This is a genomic window from Sphingobium psychrophilum (assembly GCF_012927105.1).
Taxonomy (GTDB): Bacteria; Pseudomonadota; Alphaproteobacteria; order Sphingomonadales; family Sphingomonadaceae; genus Sphingobium; species Sphingobium psychrophilum.
In genome coordinates this window covers 236,521-258,875 of the sequence record NZ_JABBFV010000005.1, presented here as the reverse complement: position 1 = coordinate 258,875, position 22,355 = coordinate 236,521, and the positions used below count along the sequence as shown (strand labels likewise).

Here is a 22,355-nt window from a genome sequence, read left to right as displayed (position 1 = left end):
GCCCGTCCTCTCGACATGCCGGATTTCAGTGCGTCGGCCACTACGTATCATCCCCGACAGACAAGCCACCATGGGCGAACATATCGTCCTCCATCTCTACAGAGGTGGACCAGACAATGACCGAGAGCCCGATACTTTGGTTCGACAAGATCGGGATCGGCGATATCGCGTCGGTAGGCGGCAAGAATGCTTCACTCGGTGAAATGGTGCGCACGCTTTCGGGCAAGGGCGTGCGTGTTCCCAATGGCTTCGCCACGAGCGCCGACGCCTATCGGAGCTTCATTGCGGCCAACAGAATAGAAGCCGCGATCCGGGCGCAGCTCGCCACCTACGAGGAAGGCAAGGCGACGCTCCAGGAAGCCGGCCATGCGATCCGGTCTCTGTTCCTTGACAGCGAGGTTCCCCCTGCCCTCGCCGACGCCATCCAGACGGCCTATGACGAACTCAAGACCAGGGCTGGCGCCCCCAATCTCGCCGTGGCGGTCCGCAGCAGCGCAACGGCAGAGGATCTGCCGGACGCCAGCTTCGCTGGTCAGCAGGAGACCTTCCTCAACGTGCGGGGCCACCGCGCCCTGCTCGATGCTTGCCGTCGCTGTTTTGCATCACTCTTCACAGATCGGGCGATCAGCTACCGCCAGACCAAGGGGTTTGACCATTTCGATGTCGCACTATCGATCGGCGTCCAACAGATGGTGCGATCCGATCTTGCCGGATCGGGCGTGATGTTCTCGATCGACACCGAAAGCGGCTTCCCTAACGTGGCGGTGATCAGCGCCGCCTGGGGTCTGGGCGAAACGGTTGTGCAGGGCAGCGTCGACCCGGACAAATATCTTGTCTTCAAGCCGCTGCTCGAACAGGCGAACGCGCGTCCCATCATCGAGAAAAGTCTTGGCAAGAAGGCCTTGAAGATGCGCTATGCCGAAGGAGGCAGCAAGCGCACCCGCATCGTGGAGACCAGCCCCGCCGAACGCGAAGCCTTCGTGCTCGATGACGACGACATCCTCGAACTCGGTCGATGGGCCGTCATCGTCGAGGCCCATTACGGCCGGCCGATGGACATGGAATGGGCCAAGGATGGCGAGACCGGCCTGCTCTACCTCGTCCAGGCACGTCCAGAAACCGTCCAGGCCGGGCTAAGCCGCTCGTCCTTCCAGCGCTATCAGCTCAAGACCAAGGGCGGCACTCCGCTGGTGACCGGCGCCGCCATCGGCAGCGCGATCGCATCAGGGCAGGCCTGCGTAATCCACAACGCCGCCGACATCGGCCAGTTTCGCGACGGCGCGATCCTCGTCACCGGCACGACCGATCCCGACTGGGTGCCGATCATGAAGCGCGCGGCCGGCATCATCACCGATCATGGCGGCGCCACCAGCCATGCCGCGATCGTCAGCCGCGAGTTGGGCGTTCCCGCAGTCGTGGGGACCGGCAACGCCACGACGGTACTCGGCCAGGAGAAGGCCATCACGCTCTGCTGCGCGGAGGGCGATGTCGGCAGCGTCTATGACGGTCTTCTCGCTTTCGACCGGGAAGAGATTGATCTGGGCGCCATTCCCACGACCAGGACGGACGTGATGGTCAACATTGCCAATCCGGCCGCCGCCTTTCAGTGGTGGCGCCTCCCGGCCAAGGGTGTCGGTCTTGCCCGCATGGAGTTCATCATCAACGCGCTGATCAAGGCGCATCCGATGGCCCTGCTCCATCCCGAGCGGGTTAGCGCGGAGGACAACCGCCTGATCCGAGAGCTGACTCGAGGGCATGCCAGTCCGGCAGACTATTTCGTGGAAATCCTGTCGCGCGGGATCGCCAAACTGGCGGCCCCCTATCATCCGTATCCGGCAATTGTGCGGCTGAGCGATTTCAAGACGAACGAATATTCCCACCTTCTGGGTGGTCGAGCCTTCGAGCCGGAGGAGGAAAATCCGATGCTCGGATTTCGCGGCGCCTCGCGCTATTATGACGAGCGCTATCGCGAGGGTTTCGCGCTTGAATGTCGCGCACTCAAGCACGTCCGCGAAACGCTCGGCTTTACCAATGTGATCATCATGGTCCCCTTCTGCCGCACGCCGGCCGAAGCCGATCGGGTGCTCGCGGTGATGGCGGAGAACGGCCTGCGCCGCGGGGACAACGGGCTCCAAGTTTATATGATGTGCGAGATCCCTTCGAACGTGATCCTCGCCGAAGAGTTCGCCAAGCGCTTCGACGGCTTCTCGATCGGGTCGAATGATCTCACCCAGCTTGTGCTCGGTGTCGATCGCGATTCCGATCTGCTCGCGACGCTGTTCGACGAGCGGGACGAAGCCGTAATGCGGATGGTGTCGGAAGCGATCCGAAAGGCGCATGCCGCCGGCATCAAGATCGGCATCTGTGGCCAGGCGCCCAGCAACTATCCCGATTTCGCGGCATTCCTGGTGAACGAGTGCATCGATTCGATCTCGCTCAATCCCGACAGCTTCGTTCGGACGATGGCCCATATCAGCCAGGCGGAACAGTCCCCTCGTGCAGAGCCGACGCCGGCTCCCGTACTGGCCGCGTGAACGGAATGAATCGCCTGCGCCCGCGTGGCTATCTCCGTTTATGTCCGTATCCTTGATAAACCAGATGCGATGGCGCCGGTCGCAGTTATTCGCCAAGGTCAGCGCCGCTGTTGTCTGTCAGGTGCGACGCTCCGCCCAGAAAGGGGCCCGGGACCCGATCGCGGAGCCGAATAGATAAATCCTACTCGCGGCCTTTCACTTAAATTGAAGCTGGACCGCGGCAGCGAAGACGCCAAAGATCGCCGCATCACGCTTGTGTATGACACAGGAAGCGCTTGTCAGGGGTCCGCGCCCCTTTTCGGGGAATGACGACATGTGCTTTTCAGCCAGTTCCAGCTTTATCGCCAGCGCCGTGATTGGATCGATCGGCGTGGCGACATTGCGGCATGTCCGGGAGCCGCGCGCCCTCCTGTTCGCTTCCGTGCCGATGCTGTTCGCGGTTCACCAATTCTCCGAAGGGTTCGTCTGGCTCGGCCTTGACAGGCATATCGACAAGCTTGCGCTTGATCATGTCGCCTTCCTGTTCATGCTCTATGCGCAGGGGATACTGCCCCTGCTGATGCCAGCCGCTGTCGTGTTGATGGAGCCACCCGGCTGGCGCAGAAAGGCCATTCTCGGCCTGACCGCCGTCGGCGCGCTCGTATGTGTGTGGGACGTTTACGGGTTGATATTCTTTCCGAGCCAGGTCTTTGTCGAGCAGAACTCGATCGCCTACCGCAATCCGCTGACCGGCGATTTCTGGATATCCTGCCTGTATATTATAGCGACGTGCGGCGCTCTGCTGCTGTCCACCCATCGCGTCGTCAAAGCCTACGGCGTGGTGAACGTCATTGCGCTGACGGTCGCACAGATCGTCAAAGAATACGCATTTGCTTCTGTCTGGTGTTTTTACGCCGCGATCATGAGCGTGATGATCTATTGGCAATTCAAGCGTCTGAACATTGATATCGAGACGCCCAACGGCGCTTCACCAAACCTCAGGCCGTTCCTTCTCGCCTGGTTACGTCCGGGCAGGTCAGCTCTTGTGGGGACCGATTGAACACCAGAGGCTGGTTGATTGGGATCTCTGCAATCGACCCGCTGGCCTCGCCCTTATCGCCGCCCTGAGGAACCGGGCAATGTTGAGACCGCCGGCTCAGGGGAAGCGTCTACCTCTGACGTCCGCGCCTGGAGCAAGCCATCGAAAATTGCCGGTGCGTCCCGTCAGCCAAGACGCGAAATACCTGATCGAGATTGTTCGCATGAATGACCCACGATGCATCGGAATTTTCTAGCTGAAGTTGCGTTGTGCGCGCGTGCCGCGCGGCGGCGGGGCATCCGCCCCGTCACCCCGCCCGGACTTTTGATGATCGGGTAGAGCGCGAAACGTTCGGGTTGTCTCGTGGGAAAGTTGCTGTAGCGACAAAGCCGCCTTTGGGCTGGTTCGCAAAGCGGATGGCAGCACCTTCGCGATCGGCCAATGCGCGGACGATTGCCAGGCCAAGCCCGGCGCCCCCGGTCTCACGGTTGCGCGAAGGGTCGAGCCGCCCGAACGGCTCGCCCAGCCGCTCCAGCGTCTCGGGCGGAACGCCGGGTCCGTCATCGGCGACCGAAATCGTGACGGTCTGATCATCTGCGCTTGCCTCGATCGACACGTGGCCGCCATGGCGCACGCCGTTGTCGATCAGATTGGCGAGCATGCGGCGAAGCGAGATCGGCGTCGCTTCGATCGCGAGATCGGAAGGTATGGCGCCGAGCGTGACGGCATCGCCCATGTCGACGCGCAGCGCAGCGATCGCGGCGAGTTCTGTCGCCAGATCGATGCGTTGGGGCTGCGGTGTCGCTCGGCCATCCCGCTTCGCGAGCAGCAGCGTGTCGTCGAGCAGTTCCGCCATTTCGTCGAGATCGGCGGAGGCCTTCGCACGCTGCTCGCTGTCGTCGATAAACTCGGCGCGCAGCCGCAGCCGGGTCAGATAGGTACGCATGTCGTGAGCGATTCCCGCCAGCATGCGCGTGCGCTCCGCCATCAGCCCACCGATCCTGGCCTTCATCTCGTTGAAGGCGGCCGAGAGATCGCGCATCTCGCGCGATCCGGCGACGGGGAGGTCGGGCGTGTCGAGATCGGACGTAAAGCGGCGGACGCCCGCCGATAGCCGGACCAGCGGCCGTGTCGTCTGGCGAACCGCGAGCGCCAGTACACCAAGCACCAGCAGTCCGCCGACGGCGCCGAGGAACGCGCGCTGGCGCAGATAGGCCCGCACCACCATCGAGGGCCGACTGTCGACCACAAGCAGATCGCCACCGCGCATCGGCACGGTAAGCGTGATCGGCGCGAAGAAGCGGCTGGTCCAGGGGCGTGTCCCCGCCATGCGGCCAAGCAGCGGCCGTCGTCCGGTAAGGCCGATATCACGACCGGGCAGCGCCGCTGCATAGTCGATGCGCAGACGATCCAGCCCCTCGCGCTGCGTGGCTGGCGCCGGCGGCGGCTCGCGTAGAATCCGCACGGTATAGAGCGAGCCATTGAACATCGTGACGAGCGATGCGCGGCGGGCCGGCGGTGCGGCCTCCAGCGTGTCGACCATCGTCCGCGCCTCGGTCGGCAGCGGCAGATTATAGGGGCGCTGATCGTCCCCGCGCGAGGGGAGCGCCATCACCACCCAGATCAGCATCTGGAGCAGCACGAAGCCCCCGAGCAGGATGGCGGTGATGCGCAGCGAGAGATTGGACCCGATCGTCATCGGCTCAGGACCGTGGGCGTGAAGATATAGCCGCCGCCACGCACGGTCTTGATCAGCGCCTCGCCGGTCGGATGCTCGGCGAGCTTGCGGCGCAGGCGGCTGAGCTGGACATCGACCGCCCGGTCATAAGGGCCGGCGCTGCGCCCGCGCGTCCAGTCGAGCAACTGATCGCGGTTGAGCACGCGCTGCGCGTGGGTGACGAGGCTCAGCAGCAGGTCATATTCGCCGCCAGTCAGATCGATCAGGCTGCCGTCGGGATCGGTGAGCGCGCGCGAACCCGCGTCGAGCATCCAACCGGCGAAGACGTACCGCTCGGACCGCAATGCCGGCACGACCCGCTGGGCGTCCCGCGTGCGCCGCAGGATGGCCCGCACGCGGGCCACAAGCTCGCGCGGATTGAATGGCTTGGGCAGATAGTCGTCGGCGCCGATCTCGAGCCCGACGATGCGATCGACGTCGTCGCCCTTGGCGGTGACCATTAGTACCGGCACATCCCCGCGAGCGCGCAATCGCCGACACAGCGACAGGCCGTCCTCGCCCGGCAGCATGATATCGAGGATCGCGAGATCGATCCGCTGACGCTCGATCAACCGGTCGAACTCCACCGCGGTGCGGCAACCGATCGCTTCGAAACCTTCGCGCACGAGCAGCCCGGTCACCAAGGACCGGATCTCGTTGTCGTCCTCGACGACGGCAATGAAACTTGTCTCCATGAAGTGTTTGTGCCGCGTTGCGACGGAGGATGGAATAAGCGTGCGGCAGTGCGTTACAATTCGTCACCGTCCGTTACCGTGGTGCAGCACCAGGCTTACGCAACACACCCATACCGATTGAAGGCGGTCAGACCGTCGGACAATCAAGGAGCGTATCCATGTACAAGCAACTCTTCCTGATCGCAGCCGCGACGGCAGCGGTCGCCAGCGCCACCGTCGCCACGTCTGCGGAAGCCCGCCAGCGTGGTCGCGTGGTGAGCGTCCAGGGCTCGGGCGGCCGCGGCTATGTCAAGCAGCGCTCGGTCTCACGCCAGCCCGGCAGCACCTCGATCAACCGCAGCCTTCAGACCAACAATGGGCGCGGCTACAACAGCAACCGCAGCGCCAACTGGGGCGACGGCAGCTATAATGGCGGCCGCACGACCACGCTCAACGACGGCACGAGCTTCGGCCGCAGCACGACCGCGACCAACAATGGCGACGGCACCGCGAGCTATGCTTCGACCCGCACCCGCCGCGACGGCACCAGCACCTCGGTGTCGGGCACGGTCAATCGCGATCCCTATTGATTGCCCCCGGCCGCGCTCTTCTCCCGGGGCGCGGCCACCCAGTCGAAGGAATTCCCGATGACCCGATTTTTCATCCTGATCGCTGCAACCGCGGCTGTCGCCACGCCCGCCTGCGCCCAGCGCTTCGGGGGCGGCGACGGCGCTGCGGCGTTAGACAAGGCCGATGCCAATCATGACGGCATCATCACCCGCGCCGAATTCTCCGCTGCGCGCACGGCTCGCTTCGACACGATGGACCGCAACCATGACGGCGCGATCAGCAAGGCCGATTTCGCACGCCTCGCCAAATTCCGCCCGCAGGCGGTGGACCGCCTGGAGGCCATGATCGCGCAGGCCGACGCCAATCGGGACGGCCGGCTGACCAGAGCCGAGATGGCATCGGCTCCGGCACCCATCTTCGAGCGTGCCGATAGCAACAATGATGGCGCTATCGACAGCGCAGAGCTCGCCGCAGCCCGCACCGCCATGGCCCAGATGCGGGACGGAGCGAACTGACATGAGCCCCGAGCGCTCGCCCGTCTGGTTGGCAATGATGCTGGCGCTGGTGCTGGCCGAGGTGGCCTGGCGTATGCGCAAGGGGCATGGCTATGATGCCCGTACGGCGCTCACGACGCTCGGTATCGTTGCCGGCAACATCCCGTTTGCCGCGCTCAACGCGCTGCTGCTGGGCGGCCTATTCACGGCGGCGTGGACGATCGCGCCAATCCGCTTGCCGCTCGACGACTGGCGAACCTGGGCGGCGGGCTTCCCCGCGGTCGAATTCGCCTATTACTGGTTTCACCGCGCCAGCCACCGCGTGCGCTGGCTATGGGCGTCGCATTCGGTGCATCATTCGGCCACACAGATGACCTTGCTGTCGTCCTTGCGGCTCGGCTGGACCAATCTCTTCTCGGCCGGCTGGATCTTCTATGTTCCCTTGGTGTTCGCAGGGTTCGATCCGCGGCTGGTGTTCGGGCTGCTTGCGCTCAACCTGCGCTACCAGTTTTTTCTGCACACCGAAGCGGTGGGCAGGCTCGGCCCGGTGGAATGGATCTTCAATACGCCCGCGCACCACCGGCTGCATCATGCGTCGAACCCTGCCTATATCGACCGCAACTATGGCGGCGTGCTGATCGTCTTCGACCGTCTGTTCGGGACACTTGCGACCGAACGGCCCGATGAACCGATCCGCTACGGCCTGGCCCATCGCGAGGCGACGGCCAATCCGATCCGGCTGGCGCTGCGCGAGTGGAGCTACATTGCCCGGGACGCCGCCGTGGCCAGGGGACCGCGCCAGCTAGCGCGCGCCCTGTTCGGCGCGCCCTGAGGAAAAGTTCATGAAAATCATTCTGATCCTGATAGCCGCACTGAGCCTCACCCCATCGTCAACCGCCTGGGCGACAACGTCGCCCGGCCCAGTGTGCGAGGCCAGCTGGGTGGATAGCGCCCGCACCCGCACGGTGCCCGTCCGCATCCGCATGCCGGAAGGGTCGGGCAAGGTGCCCGTCATCCTGTTCAGCCATGGCCTCGGCGGCTCGGTGGATTCGGGCATGCTCTGGGCGCTGGCTTGGGCCAGCGCCGGATTTGCGGTCGTCAACCTCCAGCACCCCGGCAGCGACCGGAGCATCCTGCGCGGCGGCGCGGTGCGCGGCGCGATGTCGCCGCAGCAGCTCGTTTCCCGCATTACGGATGTCCACTTCGTCATCGACGAACTCGGCCGCAAGGGGCGCGAGGGTAGATGCGATCTCAGCCGCCTCGATCTCTCGCGGATCGGCATGTCGGGTCACAGCTTCGGCGCGCATACCACCCAGGCGATCGCAGGCCAGCATTTCCCGATGGCTGGCAGCAATGCCTACACGGACCATCGCGTGAAGGCAGCGATCGCTTTCAGTCCTTCGCCGCCGTTCCGGGGCTCGACGGAAGCGGCGTTCGCCGACGTGCAGATTCCCTTCTTCTCGATCACCGGAACGGACGACAGCGTTCCACTGACCCCGCAGATCAGGCCCGCTGACCGCGAGCGCCCGTATCGCGCCATGCCGCCCGGCGGCAAATATCTGCTGGTGCTCGACGGCGCCACCCACATGGACTTCAACGGCCGGGGTGATGGCCGTCCCGCACCGAACGCCCATATCCAGGCGGTGGTCATCGACGCGACGATCGCCTTCTGGCGCTGGACCTTGCTGGGCGATGAAGCGGCGAAGCGCCAGCTCGACGCGGATGACGTGGGCTTGGTCGCTGGCGATCGGCTCGAACATCGCTGAACCTCGACCCAGTTCCGGGGATTGGAGCACCCATCAAGCTCAAGCGGTCGGCTTCCCCCAGACCTAATGTCGCGCAGGTGCGAAAAAGCCACTGCACACCCGCAGTTAGGATTTACCTGTCGGGTGCCGGGTGCCGGGTGCCGGGTGCACGTCGGCGCCGGAGTTAAAACCGCCCGCAGAACCAGCCAGGACCCACCCAGAATCATGGGTACGCAGAGCCACTGACCCATGTGAAGCCCTGAATGGACGGCAAAGGCGACGAGTTGCTGATCAGGCTCGCGGACAAACTCAACGAGGAAGCGGAAAACGCCATAGCCGAGCACAAACGCGCCACACAGAAGGCCGGGGCGCCGCCGTGCTCCGGTAAACCGGAACAAACACCATAGCATCGCGAACAGGAGCGGTCCCTCGAGCATCGCTTCATAAAGCTGGCTTGGGTGGCGCGGCAGAGGGCCGGCACCGGGAAATACGATCCCCCAGGGCAGGGTGGTCGGTCGCCCCCACAGTTCTCCGTTTACGAAGTTTGCAAGCCGGCCGAGAAACAGTCCGATCGGTGCGGACATCGCTACATAGTCGATGATCCGCAGCCAATCGAGGCGATGGCGACGGGCGAAGAGGAAGATGGCGATGGCGACACCCAGCGCGCCACCATGAAAGGACATTCCGCCCGCCCAGAGACGCAGGACATTCAGTGGATGAGCCAGATAGGTGGCAAAATCGTAGAAGAGCACATAGGCAAGGCGCCCGCCGATCACTATGCCCGCCGTCGCCCATGTGACGAGCGCGTTGGCATGCTCTCGAGTCATCGGCGCCGCATTCTCGTCCAAAAGGCGGACGAGATATAACCAGCCGAGCAGGATGCCGGCGATATAGGCGAGACTGTACCAGCGCAGCGCGAACGGACCGACCTGGACGAGCACGGGATTGAGATGAAGCGACGAAAAATAGATCGCGTTTGGGACATAGCCCGCGAGACTCATGACGCTGGTCCGATCTAAGGGGGGATCTAGCCTCTTTCCAATATTCGGACTCGCGCTCAACGGTAATCCTTTCCATGTTTCCAATCATTTCCGTCACATTTGGTGCCGAAAGCGCAGCCAGTTTCCCATGAGTGAACGCCTGCTGCGCCCCACCGCACTTCTTTCGCTCGCGCGCCGCCTTTTCCGCTTGAGCGAAGCAGGCTTCATTTTGCTTTCGATCGGTGTCGGCATCGCTGCCGGGCTGCTCGCGGCAATCCTCGGCACTGTCGCGCATTTCCTGCAGTCGACATTCTATCATTTCGACGTCGAGGATCGACTGAGCGGCCTTGCAACGATTTCGCCAGGGCGATTGCTGGCTCTGCCCCTGGGAGGACTGCTGCTCGGGGCGATCATTCTCACCGTCCGCTACCACAAGCGCACGGCGATAGACGTAGTCGAAGCCAACGCCCTCCATGGCGGCCGCATTCCGTTCCGCGACACCATGCTCGTATCCGGCCAGACGTTGATCTCGAACGGCTGCGGCGCGTCCGTCGGGCTCGAAGCTGCCTATGCGCAGGCCGGCGGCGGCGTTGCCTCGCTCATCGGCCAATGGATCAACCTGCGCCGCAACGACCTGCGCGTGCTGGTCGGCGCGGGAGCCGGCGCCGCGATTGGCGCGGCATTCGGTGCGCCTCTCACCGGGGCCTTCTACGCCTTCGAGATCGTCATCGGAGCCTACACACCCGCCAGCATCGCACCTGTCGTCGCCGCCACGCTCGCCGCTGTGATCACGGCTCGCACACTAGGCACCGCTGCTTATCTCATCGCCGCAACGAGCAGCCAGAATCTCGCCACCGTCGATTATCTGCTCTATGCCGGGCTCGGCCTGATCTCGGCGGTTGTCGGTATCGCGCTCATGCGCCTGGTCTCGCTCGTCGAGGCGGTCGTTAGGCGCAGTGTACTTCCCGAATGGTCGCGTCCAGCCATTGGCGGTTTGATCCTGATTCCGATCGCGATGATCTCGCCGCACGCACTCTTGGCCGGACATGGGGCCCTGCACCTGACCATCGGTGGCGAACTGGCCCTGGGTGCGCTGGCGCTTGTCTTCGCGCTGAAGTGCCTGGCGTCGATCGTGTCGCTCGGCTTCGGATTTCGCGGTGGCCTGTTCTTTGCTTCCCTGTTTCTCGGTGCATTGCTCGGCCAGATTTTCGCAGAACTGTGGGCGCTCATCCCCGGCGTGATCCCTTTATCACCGGTGGATGCGGCGCTTGTCGGCATGGCGGGCCTCGCGGTCGCGGTTGTCGGTGGCCCGATGACGATGTCGCTCCTCGTCCTGGAGGCAACCCATGATTTCGAGATCACGGCGATCGTCCTCACAGCGACCCTGTGCTCGAGCGCACTCGTCCGCGAGCGGTTCGGCTATTCTTTCTCAACCTGGCGCCTCCACCTTAGGGGCGAAGTGATCAGAAGCGCGCGCGACATCGGCTGGATGCGTTCTCTGACCGCACGGCGGATGATGCGCGCTGCGCCGGCCACAGCCTTGTCGACGCTGCCCATGGCAGAGTTCAAGGCGCAGTTCCCCCTGGGTTCGACGAGTCGCGTCCTGCTCGAGGACGAAGCCAGCCATTATGCGGGGCTGGTTCCCACAGCTGCGGTCTTTGCCGACACCGACGCAGGCGAGCGTCCGGTGTCGGAACTCGCGATCCTGAAGGACGTGACCTTGTCGCCCGAACTGACGATCGGCGCGATTATGGAGCGCTTCGACGACAGCGGTGCCGACGATCTCGCCGTTATCGATCCGGAAGGTCGTATCCTCGGCATGTTGACCGAAAAATATGTGCGCAAGCGCTATGCCGACGAGATCGACCGCGTGCAGCGCGACCTCTATGGGGAGGACTAGGCAAGCCGCGAAGCCGACAGAGTCCGCCCTCGGCCATGCCTATCCAGACAGCGCAATGCCAGTCCGCTGTTATGAATCGGTTGCCGCTGTCGGAACACGAGTGCCGCTTCGGTCCGATCTTCACGCCAAGCCTTCGACGGGCGTATCTTGAGTGACCCTGCCAAAGGCCAACCCTTTCAGGAGATTTTTGCTGAACTTCCCGCACGCTACCCTTCGGTCCCCAATTCACCGCTCAGGAAGATGGGCGATTACGATCTGCCCAGGCAATGATGGACTGACGATCCATTGCACCCGCCGTGCGCTTGATTTCGTGACCATTGGCAAAGAGAATCATCGTCGGAATGGAGCGGATGGCGAATCGCGCGGCAACGGCCTCCTCTGCCTGGGTATCAATCTTGAGCAACCGCATGCCGGGCTCGAGTTCCTGGGCAGCGGCGGCAAAGGCGGGTGCCATCGCGCGGCAAGGCCCGCACCAGGGCGCCCAGAAATCAACCAGCACCGGCAATGAGCCGGCTTCGACGTGGCGCGCAAACGCGTGCGAGTCCGCGACGATCGGCTCACCCCGAAAGAGCGGCTGCTTGCAGCGGCCGCACTGAGGATGTTGGTCAAGTCTTCGCACCGGAACCCGATTAACCGAAACGCATCGCGGACACACCACAAGGGCCGGATCGGACTGGATTGCTGTCATGCGGCTTTACTCCGGCCATTTAGTTGATTACATGACTTATGTAATCAAGAGATCACGATTGCCAAGATGGCTATGGAACGGAAGACGTGAATGAACGATGCGACGGCCACCGCCCAGACGCCAGATATCTTGCAGATCGGAGACGCGGCACCCAATTTCCAGGCGCGTAGCACGATGGGCACGGTCAGCCTGTCGGATTTCCGGGGTCGCTGGCTGATACTGTTCTCGCATCCGGCGGATTTCACGCCGGTGTGTACGAGCGAGTTCGTCGCGCTCTCACGGGCGTCAGAGCGGTTCGAGGCGCTCGGTTGCAAGCTGCTCGCGGTGTCTGTCGATAGCCTTTACGCGCATCTGGGCTGGATCAGGGCGATTCGCGATGCTTTCGACGTGAGGGTCGCCTTTCCGATCGTCGAGGATCCCTCGCTGATCATCGGCCGGGCCTATGGCATGATCTCGGACCGTTCCCCCGACGCAGCGACGATGCGCTCGACCTATTTCATCGATCCCGATGGCATCATCCGAGCGATGATCTGCTATCCCGCGACGGTCGGTCGGTCGGTTGATGAGATGCTGCGCGTGCTTGCCGCGTTGCAGCGGGTCGATGCCGATAATGTAGTGACGCCCGAAGGCTGGCGTCCGGGCGACGATGTGCTTTTGCCGCCCCATGCCGATCAGGCCGCGCTTCTTGCCGGCGCAGCCGATCCGCTCTGGTTTCACAGATCTCGTCCCGATCGGAAGGACGCATCGACGTGACGGCTAAGCCCTTGTCGGAAATCGAGCTGGAGACAGTTGCCGAGGTGATGCGCATCCTGGGCCACGAAACACGGCTAAGGCTGATCGACGCGTTGCGCATACGGGGTGAGCAATCGGTGGGCGAACTCGAAGCATTGACTGGGATCGGCCAGCCCGGTCTCTCGCAGCAGCTGGCGATCCTGCGCAAGGCGGAACTCGTCAGGACGCGCCGCGCCGCAAAACAGGTCTATTACGACCTCGCGCCGACGGCACTGGCCGGCACGGCCGCCTTCATGGCAGATCTGGCCGGGATGAAGACCTCGGGAGCCGAACCCATCAAGGCCATCCCCGCGCGCGGTTCGGCGGCCACGTTCGCGAAGATCCTTTAATCGGGCAGCTCCAGGAAGCGATGTGCAAGTGGCAGCATCGCGGAACGGTGGGTGACCAGAACCAGTCCGTTTCCAGTATCCCGCAGCCAGGAATCCAGGTTGCCGCAGAGCGCCGCCTCCGTGGCAGGATCAAGCCCCTCACTCGGCTCGTCGAGGAGCAGCCAGGGTCGCCCAGCCAGCAGTGCGCGCGCCAGGGACAGCCGTTTGCGCTGTCCTCCCGACAGGCGGGCACCGCCGTCGCCAATCCAGGTCAACAGTCTCTCGGGCATGACGCGAACGTCATCTGCCAGACAGGCTATGCCGAGCGCGTGCCAGAGGGCCTCGTCTGCAAGGCCAGGCCGCGCCAGCCTCAAATTGTCGGCAATGGTGCCGGCGATCATTCCTCCATCCTGCGGCGAGAGCGCGAATAGGCGCCGTCGCGCCTCGGGCGGACATTCGGCAAGTGGCCGCTGATCGATCCGCAAGCTATGGCCACCTGTGGTGCGCCAGCCGGCGAGACACTCCAGCAGACTAGTCTTGCCCGCCCCGGACCGGCCCGTGATCGCGAGCCGATCACCCTTTGCAAGAATGACCGAGCGCGGATCGTCGCCCAGCGCAATGCTCTCACCGACCAAAGGGACAGGCGCCGCCGTGGGCCCAGGAATACCGGCGAGTTGCGCCAGCCGCTCCAGGCCTGCCGCGACGACGGCGTCGCGGCCGAGGGACCTGATCGTGGCGCCGAGCGCTTCGAGCGCCCCTGCGGCTGCGAGGGCGGCAAGCAGGGTGAGGGGAAGGCTTGCCTGCGACAGGGCAATCATCGTCGCAATGGCGAGGCCGCCCAGCGCGGATACCCCCGCGCCGAGCAGCGCCTCATTCCGAGCGAAGCTGACACGGGCGTCATCGAGCCGGGCGGCCTGCCGCGCCAGCAGCGCCTCGATCGAGGGACCAAATCCATAAGCGGCGATCTCGGGCGACGCCGCTGCATACTCGACGAAATCCTGCTTCAGCCGCGCGATCTGCTCCTGGATGTCGAGCGCCCGGCGCGGCAGCACACGCCGGGCGAACGATCGCGCGGCCAGGACTCCCGCAGCCATGATGACGAACAACGCAAGAAAAGCGTGCGGTCCGGCGGGCAGCGCCAGCGCCAACGCCGTGGCTGCACCGAACATCCCGGCGAAATAGGCTGGCGCGCGGACGAAGCGATCCTCGAGCGCGTCAACGTCCTGCAGCAGCAACGCGCCAGCCTCGCCAGCAGACCGGGTGTATTCTGGCGACGACGCGTTGATCAGGCGCCCGAACAGTCGGGCCCGGAGGGCAGCAAGAGCGAACAGCGCAGCCTTGTGCCCATAGAGTCTTTCGCCGTAGCGCGTGACGGTCCGTACGATCGCGAGCAGGCGGATCGCGGCGCTGGGGATCAGATAGTTGAACGCCTGGATCGCGGCTATTCCCGCCGCCCCGGCAAGGGCCGCGGCGGTGATGAACCAGCCTGCAAGCCCCAGCAGCAAGATCGCCGCGGTCGCGGCAGTCGCCGCGCAACACAGCGCGACGCGGCTTGCACGCTGCTGTGGCTTTGACACATCCGCCAGGAGCGCCGCCAGTTCGCGATTCATGAGATCACCACGCGATGATCGGCCAATGCGGCGATCGCGGCGCTATGGGTGACGAGGAGAACCGTGCGCCCCCTGCCCGCCTCGACTATGTGCCGGGCCAGTTCCATCGCGGAGCCTTCGTCGAGATCGGCGGTGGGTTCGTCGAGGAGCCACAGCGGGGCGTCGCGGAGCATCGCCCGGGCAATGCCGACGCGCCGGCGCTCGCCGCCCGAGAGGCCCGATCCGCGTGGGCCGATGAGGGTTGCAAGGCCCGCCCTTCGGGTCTGCGCGACCTCGATCAGTCCCGCGCGCCGTGCGACATCCTCGACCTCCGCGTCGCTCGCATGGGGACGTGCGAGGCGGATATTGTCGGCTAGGCTTCCCGGCACGAGCGCCGTCGCCTGACCGGCCCAGCTGACCTCCCCGCGAAGCGCCTCCGGCGAGAGTGGGCGTCCGTCGAGAAGAATATCGCCAGCGACCACCGGCGCCAGCCCCAACAGCGCGTGGAGCAGGCTCGACTTGCCCGTTCCGGTCGGACCCGAGAGCGCCGTCACGCAGCAACCGGCAATGTGCATCGAAATCGGTCCCACTCTTCGTTCGCCATAATCGATAACGACTGACTTGAACCTGATGGCGGGCGGAGCCGCCAGCATATGGGCCGGCGACGTGGCGACCACCGTCCCCGGAGTCAGGGCGGCCAGACGCTCGATCGCCGCCTCGCCGACCTGCTTGTCGTGATAGGCTGCGGCTAGGCGGCGCATCGGCAGATAGAATTCAGGCGCAAGGATGAGGACATAGAGGGCGCGGCTCAGGTCGAGCGTCTCGGGCACGGGAAAGGGCAGCAGCCCGAGCAGATTGAAACCGCAATAGACCGCGACCATTGCAACCGACAGCGCGGCAAAGAACTCGATGATCGCCCCGGAGAGAAAGGCGATGCGCAGAACCGCGACGGTGCGCCGGGCGACCTCCTGTGTCGCCTCGGCAAGCTGGCGCGTAATCCGATCCTGCGCGCCAAAGCCAAGGATCAAGGGGAGCGCCCTGATGCGATCGATAAACAGTCCCGAGAGCCGCCCCAGTACGTCGAGCTGCCGAGCGGCTGCCCGGCTCGCCACGGATCCCGCCAGCGCCATGCCCAGGGCAAAGGGGATCAGCGTCGCCAGGAGAATGGCCGCTGCAATCCAACTCGCCAGCGCTGCGGATGCCGCGATCAGCAAGGGCGTCGCCACCGCCGCAAAACGCAACGGTAAGAAGCGCGCATGATAGCCGTCAATGTCCTCTATCCGGTCGATAGCATCGGCGACCTGCTCCCCGAGCATCCGTCGCGAGCCGGCAGCAGCGCGCAGCACCGCGCCGAATGCAGGCGATCGCCATGCGCGCTTTGCACGAGCCGCGTCCCGGTGCCCCTGAGAGAAGGCCGTTATCTGGAGAGCTGCGCGCGTTGCGGCAGCGGCGGCGAGCAGGAGGAGCGCGACTACGTAATGTTCACGATTTCCGGCCCGCGTCGAAATGGCGATAGCGACTGCTGCGGCCACACAGACGGCCAACACTCCGTCCACCAGCCATAACAGGGAAGCGCGCCTCGTTCGCATCAGTTTCGCACCAAAGGGTGCTTGTTCATATACATACTTACGCCTAATGACTAATCAATATCGCGACTGACTCGGTGGGCAGGATGCCGCAACCGACCGCACAGGAGTTCCGCCAATGGTGGATATGGCAGTAATCGAGCTTTCGCGCCTGCAGTTTGCGCTGACCGCGCTCTATCACTTCCTGTTCGTGCCGCTGACGCTCGGCTTGTCCTTCATGCTGGTGATCATGGAGAGCATCTATGTGATGACCGGCCGGCCAATCTGGCGGACGGTCACTCGTTTCTGGGCCAAGCTGTTCGGGATCAACTTCGTACTCGGCGTCGCCACGGGCCTCACCATGGAATTCGAGTTCGGCACCAATTGGTCCTATTTCTCCCATTATGTCGGCGATATCTTTGGTACGCCGCTGGCGATCGAAGGCCTAATGGCCTTCTTCCTCGAAGCCACCTTTGTGGGCCTGATGTTCTTCGGCTGGGACAAGCTGTCGAAGCGCCAGCACCTCTTCACCACCTTCATGGTGGCGCTCGGATCGAATCTTTCCGCGCTGTGGATCCTGATCGCCAATGGCTGGATGCAGCATCCGGTCGGCTCGCGCTTCAACCCGGACACGATGCGCATGGAAGTAACCGACTTCATGGCGGTGCTGTTCAATCCGGTGGCGCAGGCGAAGTTCGTTCACACGGTAAGCGCCGGCTATGTAACGGCGTCGGTCTTCGTGCTCGGGGTTTCGGCCTGGTATCTGCTGAAAGGCAAATGGGTCGCCGTCGCCAAGCGCTCCTTCACCGTCGCCGCCGCTTTCGGTCTTGCATCGTCGCTCTCGGTCGTCGTGCTGGGCGATGAGTCTGGCTACGCACTTACGGACAACCAGAAGATGAAATTGGCCTCGCTCGAGGCCATGTGGCACACCGAACCCGCGCCTGCCGGCATCGCCATCTTCGGCATACCCAGCCTCGAAGGGCGCGACACACGCTATGAGATCAAGATCCCCTATGTGCTGGGCCTGATCTCGACGCGCAGCCTGACCGGCCAGGTTGAGGGTATCACGGAACTTGTCGCCAAGGCGCAGGGCCGGATCGAAAATGGCATCCAGGCCTATGACGCGGTCGAGAAGCTGAAGGTCAATCGCACCGACATGGTCGCGCGCGAGCAGTTCGAGCGGCACAAGCTCGATCTCGGCTATGCCATGCTGCTCAAGCGCTTTGTCGCCGATCCGCGCAATGCCACGCCGGACCAGGTCGTCCAGGCCGCATGGTCCACGGTGCCAAACGTGCCCGTCATGTTCTGGGTGTTCCGGGTGATGGCCGGCCTTGGTTTCTTCTTCATCGCCTTCTTCGGCGCCGCCTTCTACATGGCCTCGATCCGGCGCTTTGGATGCGTCAACGGCTTCTGCCGCCTGTTCATGCGGGCTGCGGTCTGGATCATTCCGCTTCCCTGGCTCGCCGCCGAGTTCGGCTGGGTGCTTGCAGAGATCGGACGCCAGCCTTGGGCGATCGAGGGTGTGCTGCCGACTTTCCTGGGCGCTTCCAGCCTGACGGTCGGCCAACTCTGGACGACGATCATCGGGTTCACGCTGCTCTATGGCACGCTGGCGATGATCGAGGTGCGGCTCATGCTGGCGGCGATCCGCAAGGGACCGCTCGACCATGAAAATGAGCAATCCGATGCTGCTGTAGCGGGGCACGGCTACACGCCGCTGCCCGCTGAATAAGGAGAGCGATCATGGTGCCTCCCATCGACTATGAAACCCTCCGCCTGATCTGGTGGGCTCTGATGGGCCTATTGCTGATCGGCTTCGCCTTGACGGACGGGTTCGATCTCGGCGTCGCCGCCCTGCTGCCCTTCGTCGCCAAAACCGACGCGGAGCGGCGCATGGTCATCAACTCCATCGGCGCGACCTGGGAGGGCAACCAGGTGTGGTTCATTCTGGGTGGCGGCGCGATCTTCGCGGCCTGGCCGTTCGTCTATGCGGTGAGCTTTTCCGGCTTCTACCTTGCCATGTTCCTGGTGCTCGCCGCGCTGATCCTGCGCCCCGTCGGCTTCAAATATCGCTCGAAGAGGCCCGACGCGGCATGGCGCAGCCGGTGGGATTGGGCGCTGTTCGTTGGCGGGTTCGTGCCGGCTTTGGTCTTCGGCGTGGCCGTGGGCAATGTGCTGACCGGCATCCCTTTCCGTCTGGATGGCGACCTGCGCTCCTTCTATGAGGGCTCGCTGCTGGGCCTGTTCCACCCGTTCTCGCTGCTGGCCGGCCTGCTCTCGGTCGCGATGCTGGTCCTGCATGGCGCAAGCTGGCTGGCGATCAAAATCGAACGCGGCACAGTTCATGACCGTGCCCGGCGTTTCGGGCAGATCGCGGCAATCCTTTCGATCCTGCTCTTTGCCATCGGGGGCTTAATGGTGGCGCGCGGCGGCATGGGATTCCGCATGACAGGCGTGGTGGACCCGATGGGCCCCTCCAACCCGCATCTGATGACCATGATTGCCGCGCCCGGCGCATGGATGAGCAATTACACCCTCCATCCCTGGATGCTGGTCGCGCCGGTGCTTGGTTTTGCAGGCCCGCTGATTGCGCTGGCTGGGATCCGGACCGGCCGCGAAGCGCTGGCGTTCGGCGGCTCGTCGCTCGGCACGCTCGGCATCATCGCCACGGTGGGCCTATCGATGTTCCCCTTCATCCTGCCCAGCTCGATCGACCCGGCCTCCAGCCTGACCGTCTGGAACGCATCCTCCAGCCATTTGACGCTGTTCGTCATGCTGCTGGTCACGCTGGTCTTCCTGCCGGTCGTGCTGCTCTACTCCGCTTGGGTCTACAAGGTGCTGTTCGGGCGCATCACGCTCAAGGACGTCGGCACCAACCCGGACTTCTACTGATCTCGAGGACATCGACCATGTGGTATTTTACTTGGGTATTGGGCCTTGGCCTGGCCGTCGCCTTCGGCATCCTCAACGGGCTCTGGCATGAATTCCATACCGACCCAGACGAAGACATGACGCTTTAGCGTGGGCAAGACCCACGAACAACATTCCCAGTGAAGATTGGAAGACAGCCATGAGCCTCAACATCGGCATCAGTGATACGGATCGTGCAGCGATCAGCGACGGCCTCAGCCACCTGCTCGCGGACACCTATACGCTGTACCTGACCACGCATAATTTCCACTGGAACGTCACCGGGCCGATGTTCAACAGCCTGCACACGATGTTCATGGCGCAATATACCGAACTGTGGAATGCGGTGGACCCGATCGCCGAGCGCATCCGGTCACTGGGCCATCCCGCCCCGGGCTCCTACGGCCAATATGCCAAGCTGAGTTCGCTTCCCGACGCTCCGGCGACGCCCCCCAAGGCGCTCGAGATGGTCGCCATCCTGGCGCAAGGCCATGAAGCGACGGCGCGAACCGCGCGAGGCCTCTATGCAGTGGTCGAGGCCGCCAGCGACGAACCTACAGCCGACCTCCTGACCCAGCGGATCGGCGTGCATGAGCAGTCGGCGTGGATGTTGCGCGCCCTGCTCGAAGATTGAGGCACATCTCGTAACTGATTCTGCATATGCCGATCCGGCACGCGGTAGCAGGCAGAGTCGCCGCAATCCAGTGGGGATCGTGGACGGCCGTGACACCCGGTCGGGATCAAAAACATTTGTCGACCGCACGTTTCTTCACCGAAGCCGGCTCGGCGTCTAACGAAAATCCCAAGGACGATTTGAGCGATCCGAACGATGTCTATGCGAAGAAGAGGCTCACCAGAGTCGCGACAAGCGGATCGAGCCACAGCCAGCCCGTTGCGAGAAGACCTCCGGAGCGATCGCGACGCCCGCCGATGCCCCGGTGTCGGCTGCCATGTGCAGGAAGGCACCTTTGCATTGAAATCGTTCTTCCGTCTTTTTGGAAGAGCAGCACCGTTCCGGTATTGATAGCGATGCCAATGGCGAAAATGATTAGGGTAGGCAGGGCCAGCGGTTCAACCGGCGTCGAAAAGCGCTCGAAGGCTTCCAGGGCCACCGCACCCACGCCTATCAGAATCGCGATTGCGTTGCCGAGCGCAGCAAGGATGGCGGAGCGGCCCAACCCATTAGGTAAGCGCTCCGATTGCCGCTTTCGGACGGCAGTCGCTGCCCCTCATGCGATCAGCAGCCCAGCAACGTCGATCAGGTTATGCCCGGCATCGGCAAGAAGCACGAGTGAACCGATCTTGAGTCCTGCGGTCGCCTCGATCAAAATATGGGCGACATTGAATATGACCGCTCATTTGAACGCCGGCGCCGATATCGTGAAGCACAATGCGTTCGTGGGCATGAATATGCACTATGGTTGGTGCCGACCGGCGTGATCAAGTGGCTTACCGAAGATGGAGTGGCCAGTTCATACTTTTCCTCCGGATCACCTATTCTAAGCTTGATGGCGAGCAGGTTGCGCGTTGAGTTCGTCCCGCAAAGGAAAAAAGGCGCTGGACCGGCCTCACGCCCCCAGCCACTTACCGATGTCTTCTTGCTTGGGCAGCCCGCCAGCATGCACAACCTTCCCGTCGATCACGACGGCGGGCGTCGACATCACGCCAAATTGCGCCATTGCGGCATAGTCGGTGACTTTCTCGATCGTCATGTCCACACCAAGCTTGCCGGCTTCTGCCCGAATCATGTCCTCCGTTGCCTGGCATCGCTTGCATCCGGGGCCGAGTATCTTGATGTTCTTCATGACTGTCCTTTCAGGCGAAGAGGGCGTTGAAGAGAAAGCCGACCGCCAGGATGCCGGTCGCGACCACCCCGATGAAAACCAAAATCAGCCTGATGCTGAGCACCTTGCGCAGGATGATCATTTCGGGGAGCGACAGCGCGATAACCGACATCATGAAGGCCAGCACCGTTCCCAGCGCGGCGCCCTTGCCCAGCAGCGCCTCCACGACGGGAATGATCCCGGCGGCATTGGAATACATCGGAATGCCCAGGAGGACCGCGGCCGGCACCGACCACCATGCGCCTTGCCCCATGATACGGGACAGAAGCTCGGCCGGCACATAACCATGGATGAAGGCGCCTGCCGCGATACCCGCGATGATCCAGATCCACACGCGGCCCACAATGTCGCGAACGGCATCCCATCCCGCTTCGAACCTGTCGACTAGGCTCAACCGCTGCGCCTCGAGATCGACGGGCGCGGTTCGCAGGTCGCGCACCCAGCTTTCGAGCCAGCCTTCGAGGTGGAGGCGGCCGATCACCCAGCCGGCGACGATCGCGATGCTGAGTCCGAACGCCAAATAGGTCAGTGCCACCTTCCAGCCGAGCAGGGCGAAGAGCAGGCCAAGCGCGACCTCGTTGATCATCGGAGCCGCGATCAGGAAGGAGAAAGTCACCCCCAGCGGGATCCCTGCCGAGACGAACCCCACGAACAGCGGGACGGCGGAGCAGGAGCAGAAGGGCGTGAAGATACCCAGCCCGGCCGCCACCACATTTCCAAAGCCTTCCCGCCGCCCCGTGAGGATGGCGCGGGTTCGCTCGGGAGAAAACCAAGTGCGAACCACGCCCATGGCGAAGACCACAAGGGTCAGCAGCATCAACACTTTGGCGGTGTCATACAGGAAGAAGGAGACGGCCTCGGCCAGCGATGTGCCCGGCTGGATCGGCAGATGGGCAGCGGCCCAGTTGGAAAAGGGCTGGAGTTGGCGATAGATCGCAAACCAAGCGATCAGCGTGACGATCAAGCCCATGCTCCAGGCCGACGCCGACCGCCGCCACGGCGAGGGGGCGGTCGATCGCGTCGCCAT

At 63.7% G+C, this 22,355-nt stretch carries 20 protein-coding genes and 2 pseudogenes; 13 read left to right on the top strand and 9 right to left on the bottom strand.

Annotated features, from left to right (window positions below; all coding sequences use genetic code 11):
• The first annotated feature begins 116 nt into the window (after positions 1–116).
• Both ppsA and HHL08_RS09540 read left to right on the top strand, forming a co-directional pair.
• Positions 117–2,534, top strand: coding sequence for a phosphoenolpyruvate synthase (ppsA, locus tag HHL08_RS09545; RefSeq protein WP_169572605.1), 2,418 nt, complete (start codon positions 117–119; stop codon positions 2,532–2,534).
• A 313-nt stretch (positions 2,535–2,847) separates the two neighbouring features.
• Complete coding sequence (locus tag HHL08_RS09540; RefSeq protein WP_048576667.1) at positions 2,848–3,573, top strand: DUF6629 family protein; 726 nt, start codon at positions 2,848–2,850, stop codon at positions 3,571–3,573.
• Between the two features lie 286 nt (positions 3,574–3,859).
• On the opposite strand, the gene HHL08_RS09535 is transcribed toward HHL08_RS09540, so the two are convergent.
• Together HHL08_RS09535 and HHL08_RS09530 are read right to left on the bottom strand one after the other, a co-directional pair.
• Complete coding sequence (locus tag HHL08_RS09535) at positions 3,860–5,251, bottom strand: ATP-binding protein (protein WP_169572603.1); 1,392 nt, start codon at positions 5,249–5,251, stop codon at positions 3,860–3,862.
• Positions 5,248–5,964 (bottom strand): response regulator, encoded by a 717-nt coding sequence (locus HHL08_RS09530; protein WP_043151026.1) that lies wholly within the window; start codon positions 5,962–5,964, stop codon positions 5,248–5,250. Before HHL08_RS09530 ends, HHL08_RS09535 begins: the two co-directional genes overlap by 4 nt.
• Positions 5,965–6,122: 158 nt before the next feature.
• On the opposite strand from HHL08_RS09530, the gene HHL08_RS09525 reads away from it, so the two are divergent.
• The 4 genes from HHL08_RS09525 to HHL08_RS09510 are packed head-to-tail and all read left to right on the top strand — an operon-like array spanning position 6,123 to position 8,773.
• The gene (locus HHL08_RS09525) at positions 6,123–6,533 is read left to right on the top strand and encodes a hypothetical protein (protein WP_043151028.1); all 411 of its coding nucleotides are present in this window, start codon (positions 6,123–6,125) and stop codon (positions 6,531–6,533) included.
• Positions 6,534–6,590: 57 nt separating this feature from the next.
• Positions 6,591–7,028: an EF-hand domain-containing protein gene (locus HHL08_RS09520; RefSeq protein WP_169572601.1), complete on the top strand. Its 438-nt coding sequence runs from the start codon at positions 6,591–6,593 to the stop codon at positions 7,026–7,028.
• A 34-nt stretch (positions 7,029–7,062) separates the two neighbouring features.
• Positions 7,063–7,839 (top strand): sterol desaturase family protein, encoded by a 777-nt coding sequence (locus HHL08_RS09515; protein ID WP_235955004.1) that lies wholly within the window; start codon positions 7,063–7,065, stop codon positions 7,837–7,839.
• A 10-nt stretch (positions 7,840–7,849) separates the two neighbouring features.
• Positions 7,850–8,773, top strand: coding sequence for an alpha/beta hydrolase family protein (locus HHL08_RS09510; RefSeq protein ID WP_169572597.1), 924 nt, complete (start codon positions 7,850–7,852; stop codon positions 8,771–8,773).
• A 230-nt stretch (positions 8,774–9,003) separates the two neighbouring features.
• Here HHL08_RS09510 and lgt read toward each other — a convergent pair.
• A pseudogene (gene lgt, locus HHL08_RS09505) lies at positions 9,004–9,753 on the bottom strand (prolipoprotein diacylglyceryl transferase); the annotation flags it as partial.
• 127 nt (positions 9,754–9,880) lie between these two features.
• Between lgt and HHL08_RS09500 the strand changes: the two are divergent.
• Positions 9,881–11,632: a chloride channel protein gene (locus HHL08_RS09500; protein ID WP_169572595.1), complete on the top strand. Its 1,752-nt coding sequence runs from the start codon at positions 9,881–9,883 to the stop codon at positions 11,630–11,632.
• 232 nt (positions 11,633–11,864) lie between these two features.
• On the opposite strand, the gene trxC is transcribed toward HHL08_RS09500, so the two are convergent.
• Positions 11,865–12,320, bottom strand: coding sequence for a thioredoxin TrxC (trxC, locus tag HHL08_RS09495; RefSeq protein ID WP_169572593.1), 456 nt, complete (start codon positions 12,318–12,320; stop codon positions 11,865–11,867).
• Positions 12,321–12,410: 90 nt separating this feature from the next.
• On the opposite strand from trxC, the gene HHL08_RS09490 reads away from it, so the two are divergent.
• Positions 12,411–13,073, top strand: coding sequence for a peroxiredoxin (locus HHL08_RS09490; protein WP_169572591.1), 663 nt, complete (start codon positions 12,411–12,413; stop codon positions 13,071–13,073).
• A complete protein-coding gene (locus HHL08_RS09485; protein WP_319024291.1) occupies positions 13,070–13,441 on the top strand; it encodes an ArsR/SmtB family transcription factor in 372 nt (123 codons plus the stop codon). The genes HHL08_RS09490 and HHL08_RS09485 overlap by 4 nt, the downstream gene beginning before the upstream one ends.
• Here the strand turns inward: HHL08_RS09485 and HHL08_RS09480 are convergent.
• Together HHL08_RS09480 and cydD are read right to left on the bottom strand one after the other, a co-directional pair.
• Complete coding sequence (locus tag HHL08_RS09480; protein WP_169572589.1) at positions 13,438–15,030, bottom strand: ATP-binding cassette domain-containing protein; 1,593 nt, start codon at positions 15,028–15,030, stop codon at positions 13,438–13,440. The genes HHL08_RS09485 and HHL08_RS09480 overlap by 4 nt on opposite strands.
• Entirely contained in the window at positions 15,027–16,598 is a 1,572-nt protein-coding gene (gene cydD, locus HHL08_RS09475) for a thiol reductant ABC exporter subunit CydD (protein ID WP_169572587.1), read from the bottom strand. Before cydD ends, HHL08_RS09480 begins: the two co-directional genes overlap by 4 nt.
• Positions 16,599–16,716: 118 nt before the next feature.
• Between cydD and HHL08_RS09470 the strand changes: the two genes are divergently transcribed.
• The 4 genes from HHL08_RS09470 to HHL08_RS09455 are packed head-to-tail and all read left to right on the top strand — an operon-like array spanning position 16,717 to position 20,118.
• Positions 16,717–18,306 (top strand): cytochrome ubiquinol oxidase subunit I, encoded by a 1,590-nt coding sequence (locus HHL08_RS09470; RefSeq protein ID WP_169572671.1) that lies wholly within the window; start codon positions 16,717–16,719, stop codon positions 18,304–18,306.
• 11 nt (positions 18,307–18,317) lie between these two features.
• A complete protein-coding gene (gene cydB / locus HHL08_RS09465; RefSeq protein ID WP_169572585.1) occupies positions 18,318–19,466 on the top strand; it encodes a cytochrome d ubiquinol oxidase subunit II in 1,149 nt (382 codons plus the stop codon).
• A 17-nt stretch (positions 19,467–19,483) separates the two neighbouring features.
• The gene (cydX, locus tag HHL08_RS09460) at positions 19,484–19,594 is read left to right on the top strand and encodes a cytochrome bd-I oxidase subunit CydX (RefSeq protein ID WP_169572583.1); all 111 of its coding nucleotides are present in this window, start codon (positions 19,484–19,486) and stop codon (positions 19,592–19,594) included.
• A gap of 50 nt (positions 19,595–19,644) precedes the next feature.
• Complete coding sequence (locus HHL08_RS09455) at positions 19,645–20,118, top strand: Dps family protein (RefSeq protein ID WP_169572581.1); 474 nt, start codon at positions 19,645–19,647, stop codon at positions 20,116–20,118.
• Between the two features lie 199 nt (positions 20,119–20,317).
• Here the strand turns inward: HHL08_RS09455 and HHL08_RS09450 are convergent.
• The 3 genes and pseudogenes from HHL08_RS09450 to HHL08_RS09435 all read right to left on the bottom strand — a co-directional run.
• Positions 20,318–20,689: pseudogene (locus HHL08_RS09450) on the bottom strand (cation transporter); the annotation flags it as partial.
• Positions 20,690–21,052: 363 nt separating this feature from the next.
• Positions 21,053–21,289, bottom strand: a complete 237-nt coding sequence (locus HHL08_RS09440) for a thioredoxin family protein (RefSeq protein WP_169572576.1) — start codon at positions 21,287–21,289, stop codon at positions 21,053–21,055.
• Between the two features lie 10 nt (positions 21,290–21,299).
• On the bottom strand, positions 21,300–22,355 hold the full coding sequence (locus HHL08_RS09435; RefSeq protein WP_169572575.1) for a permease: 1,056 nt from the start codon (positions 22,353–22,355) through the stop codon (positions 21,300–21,302).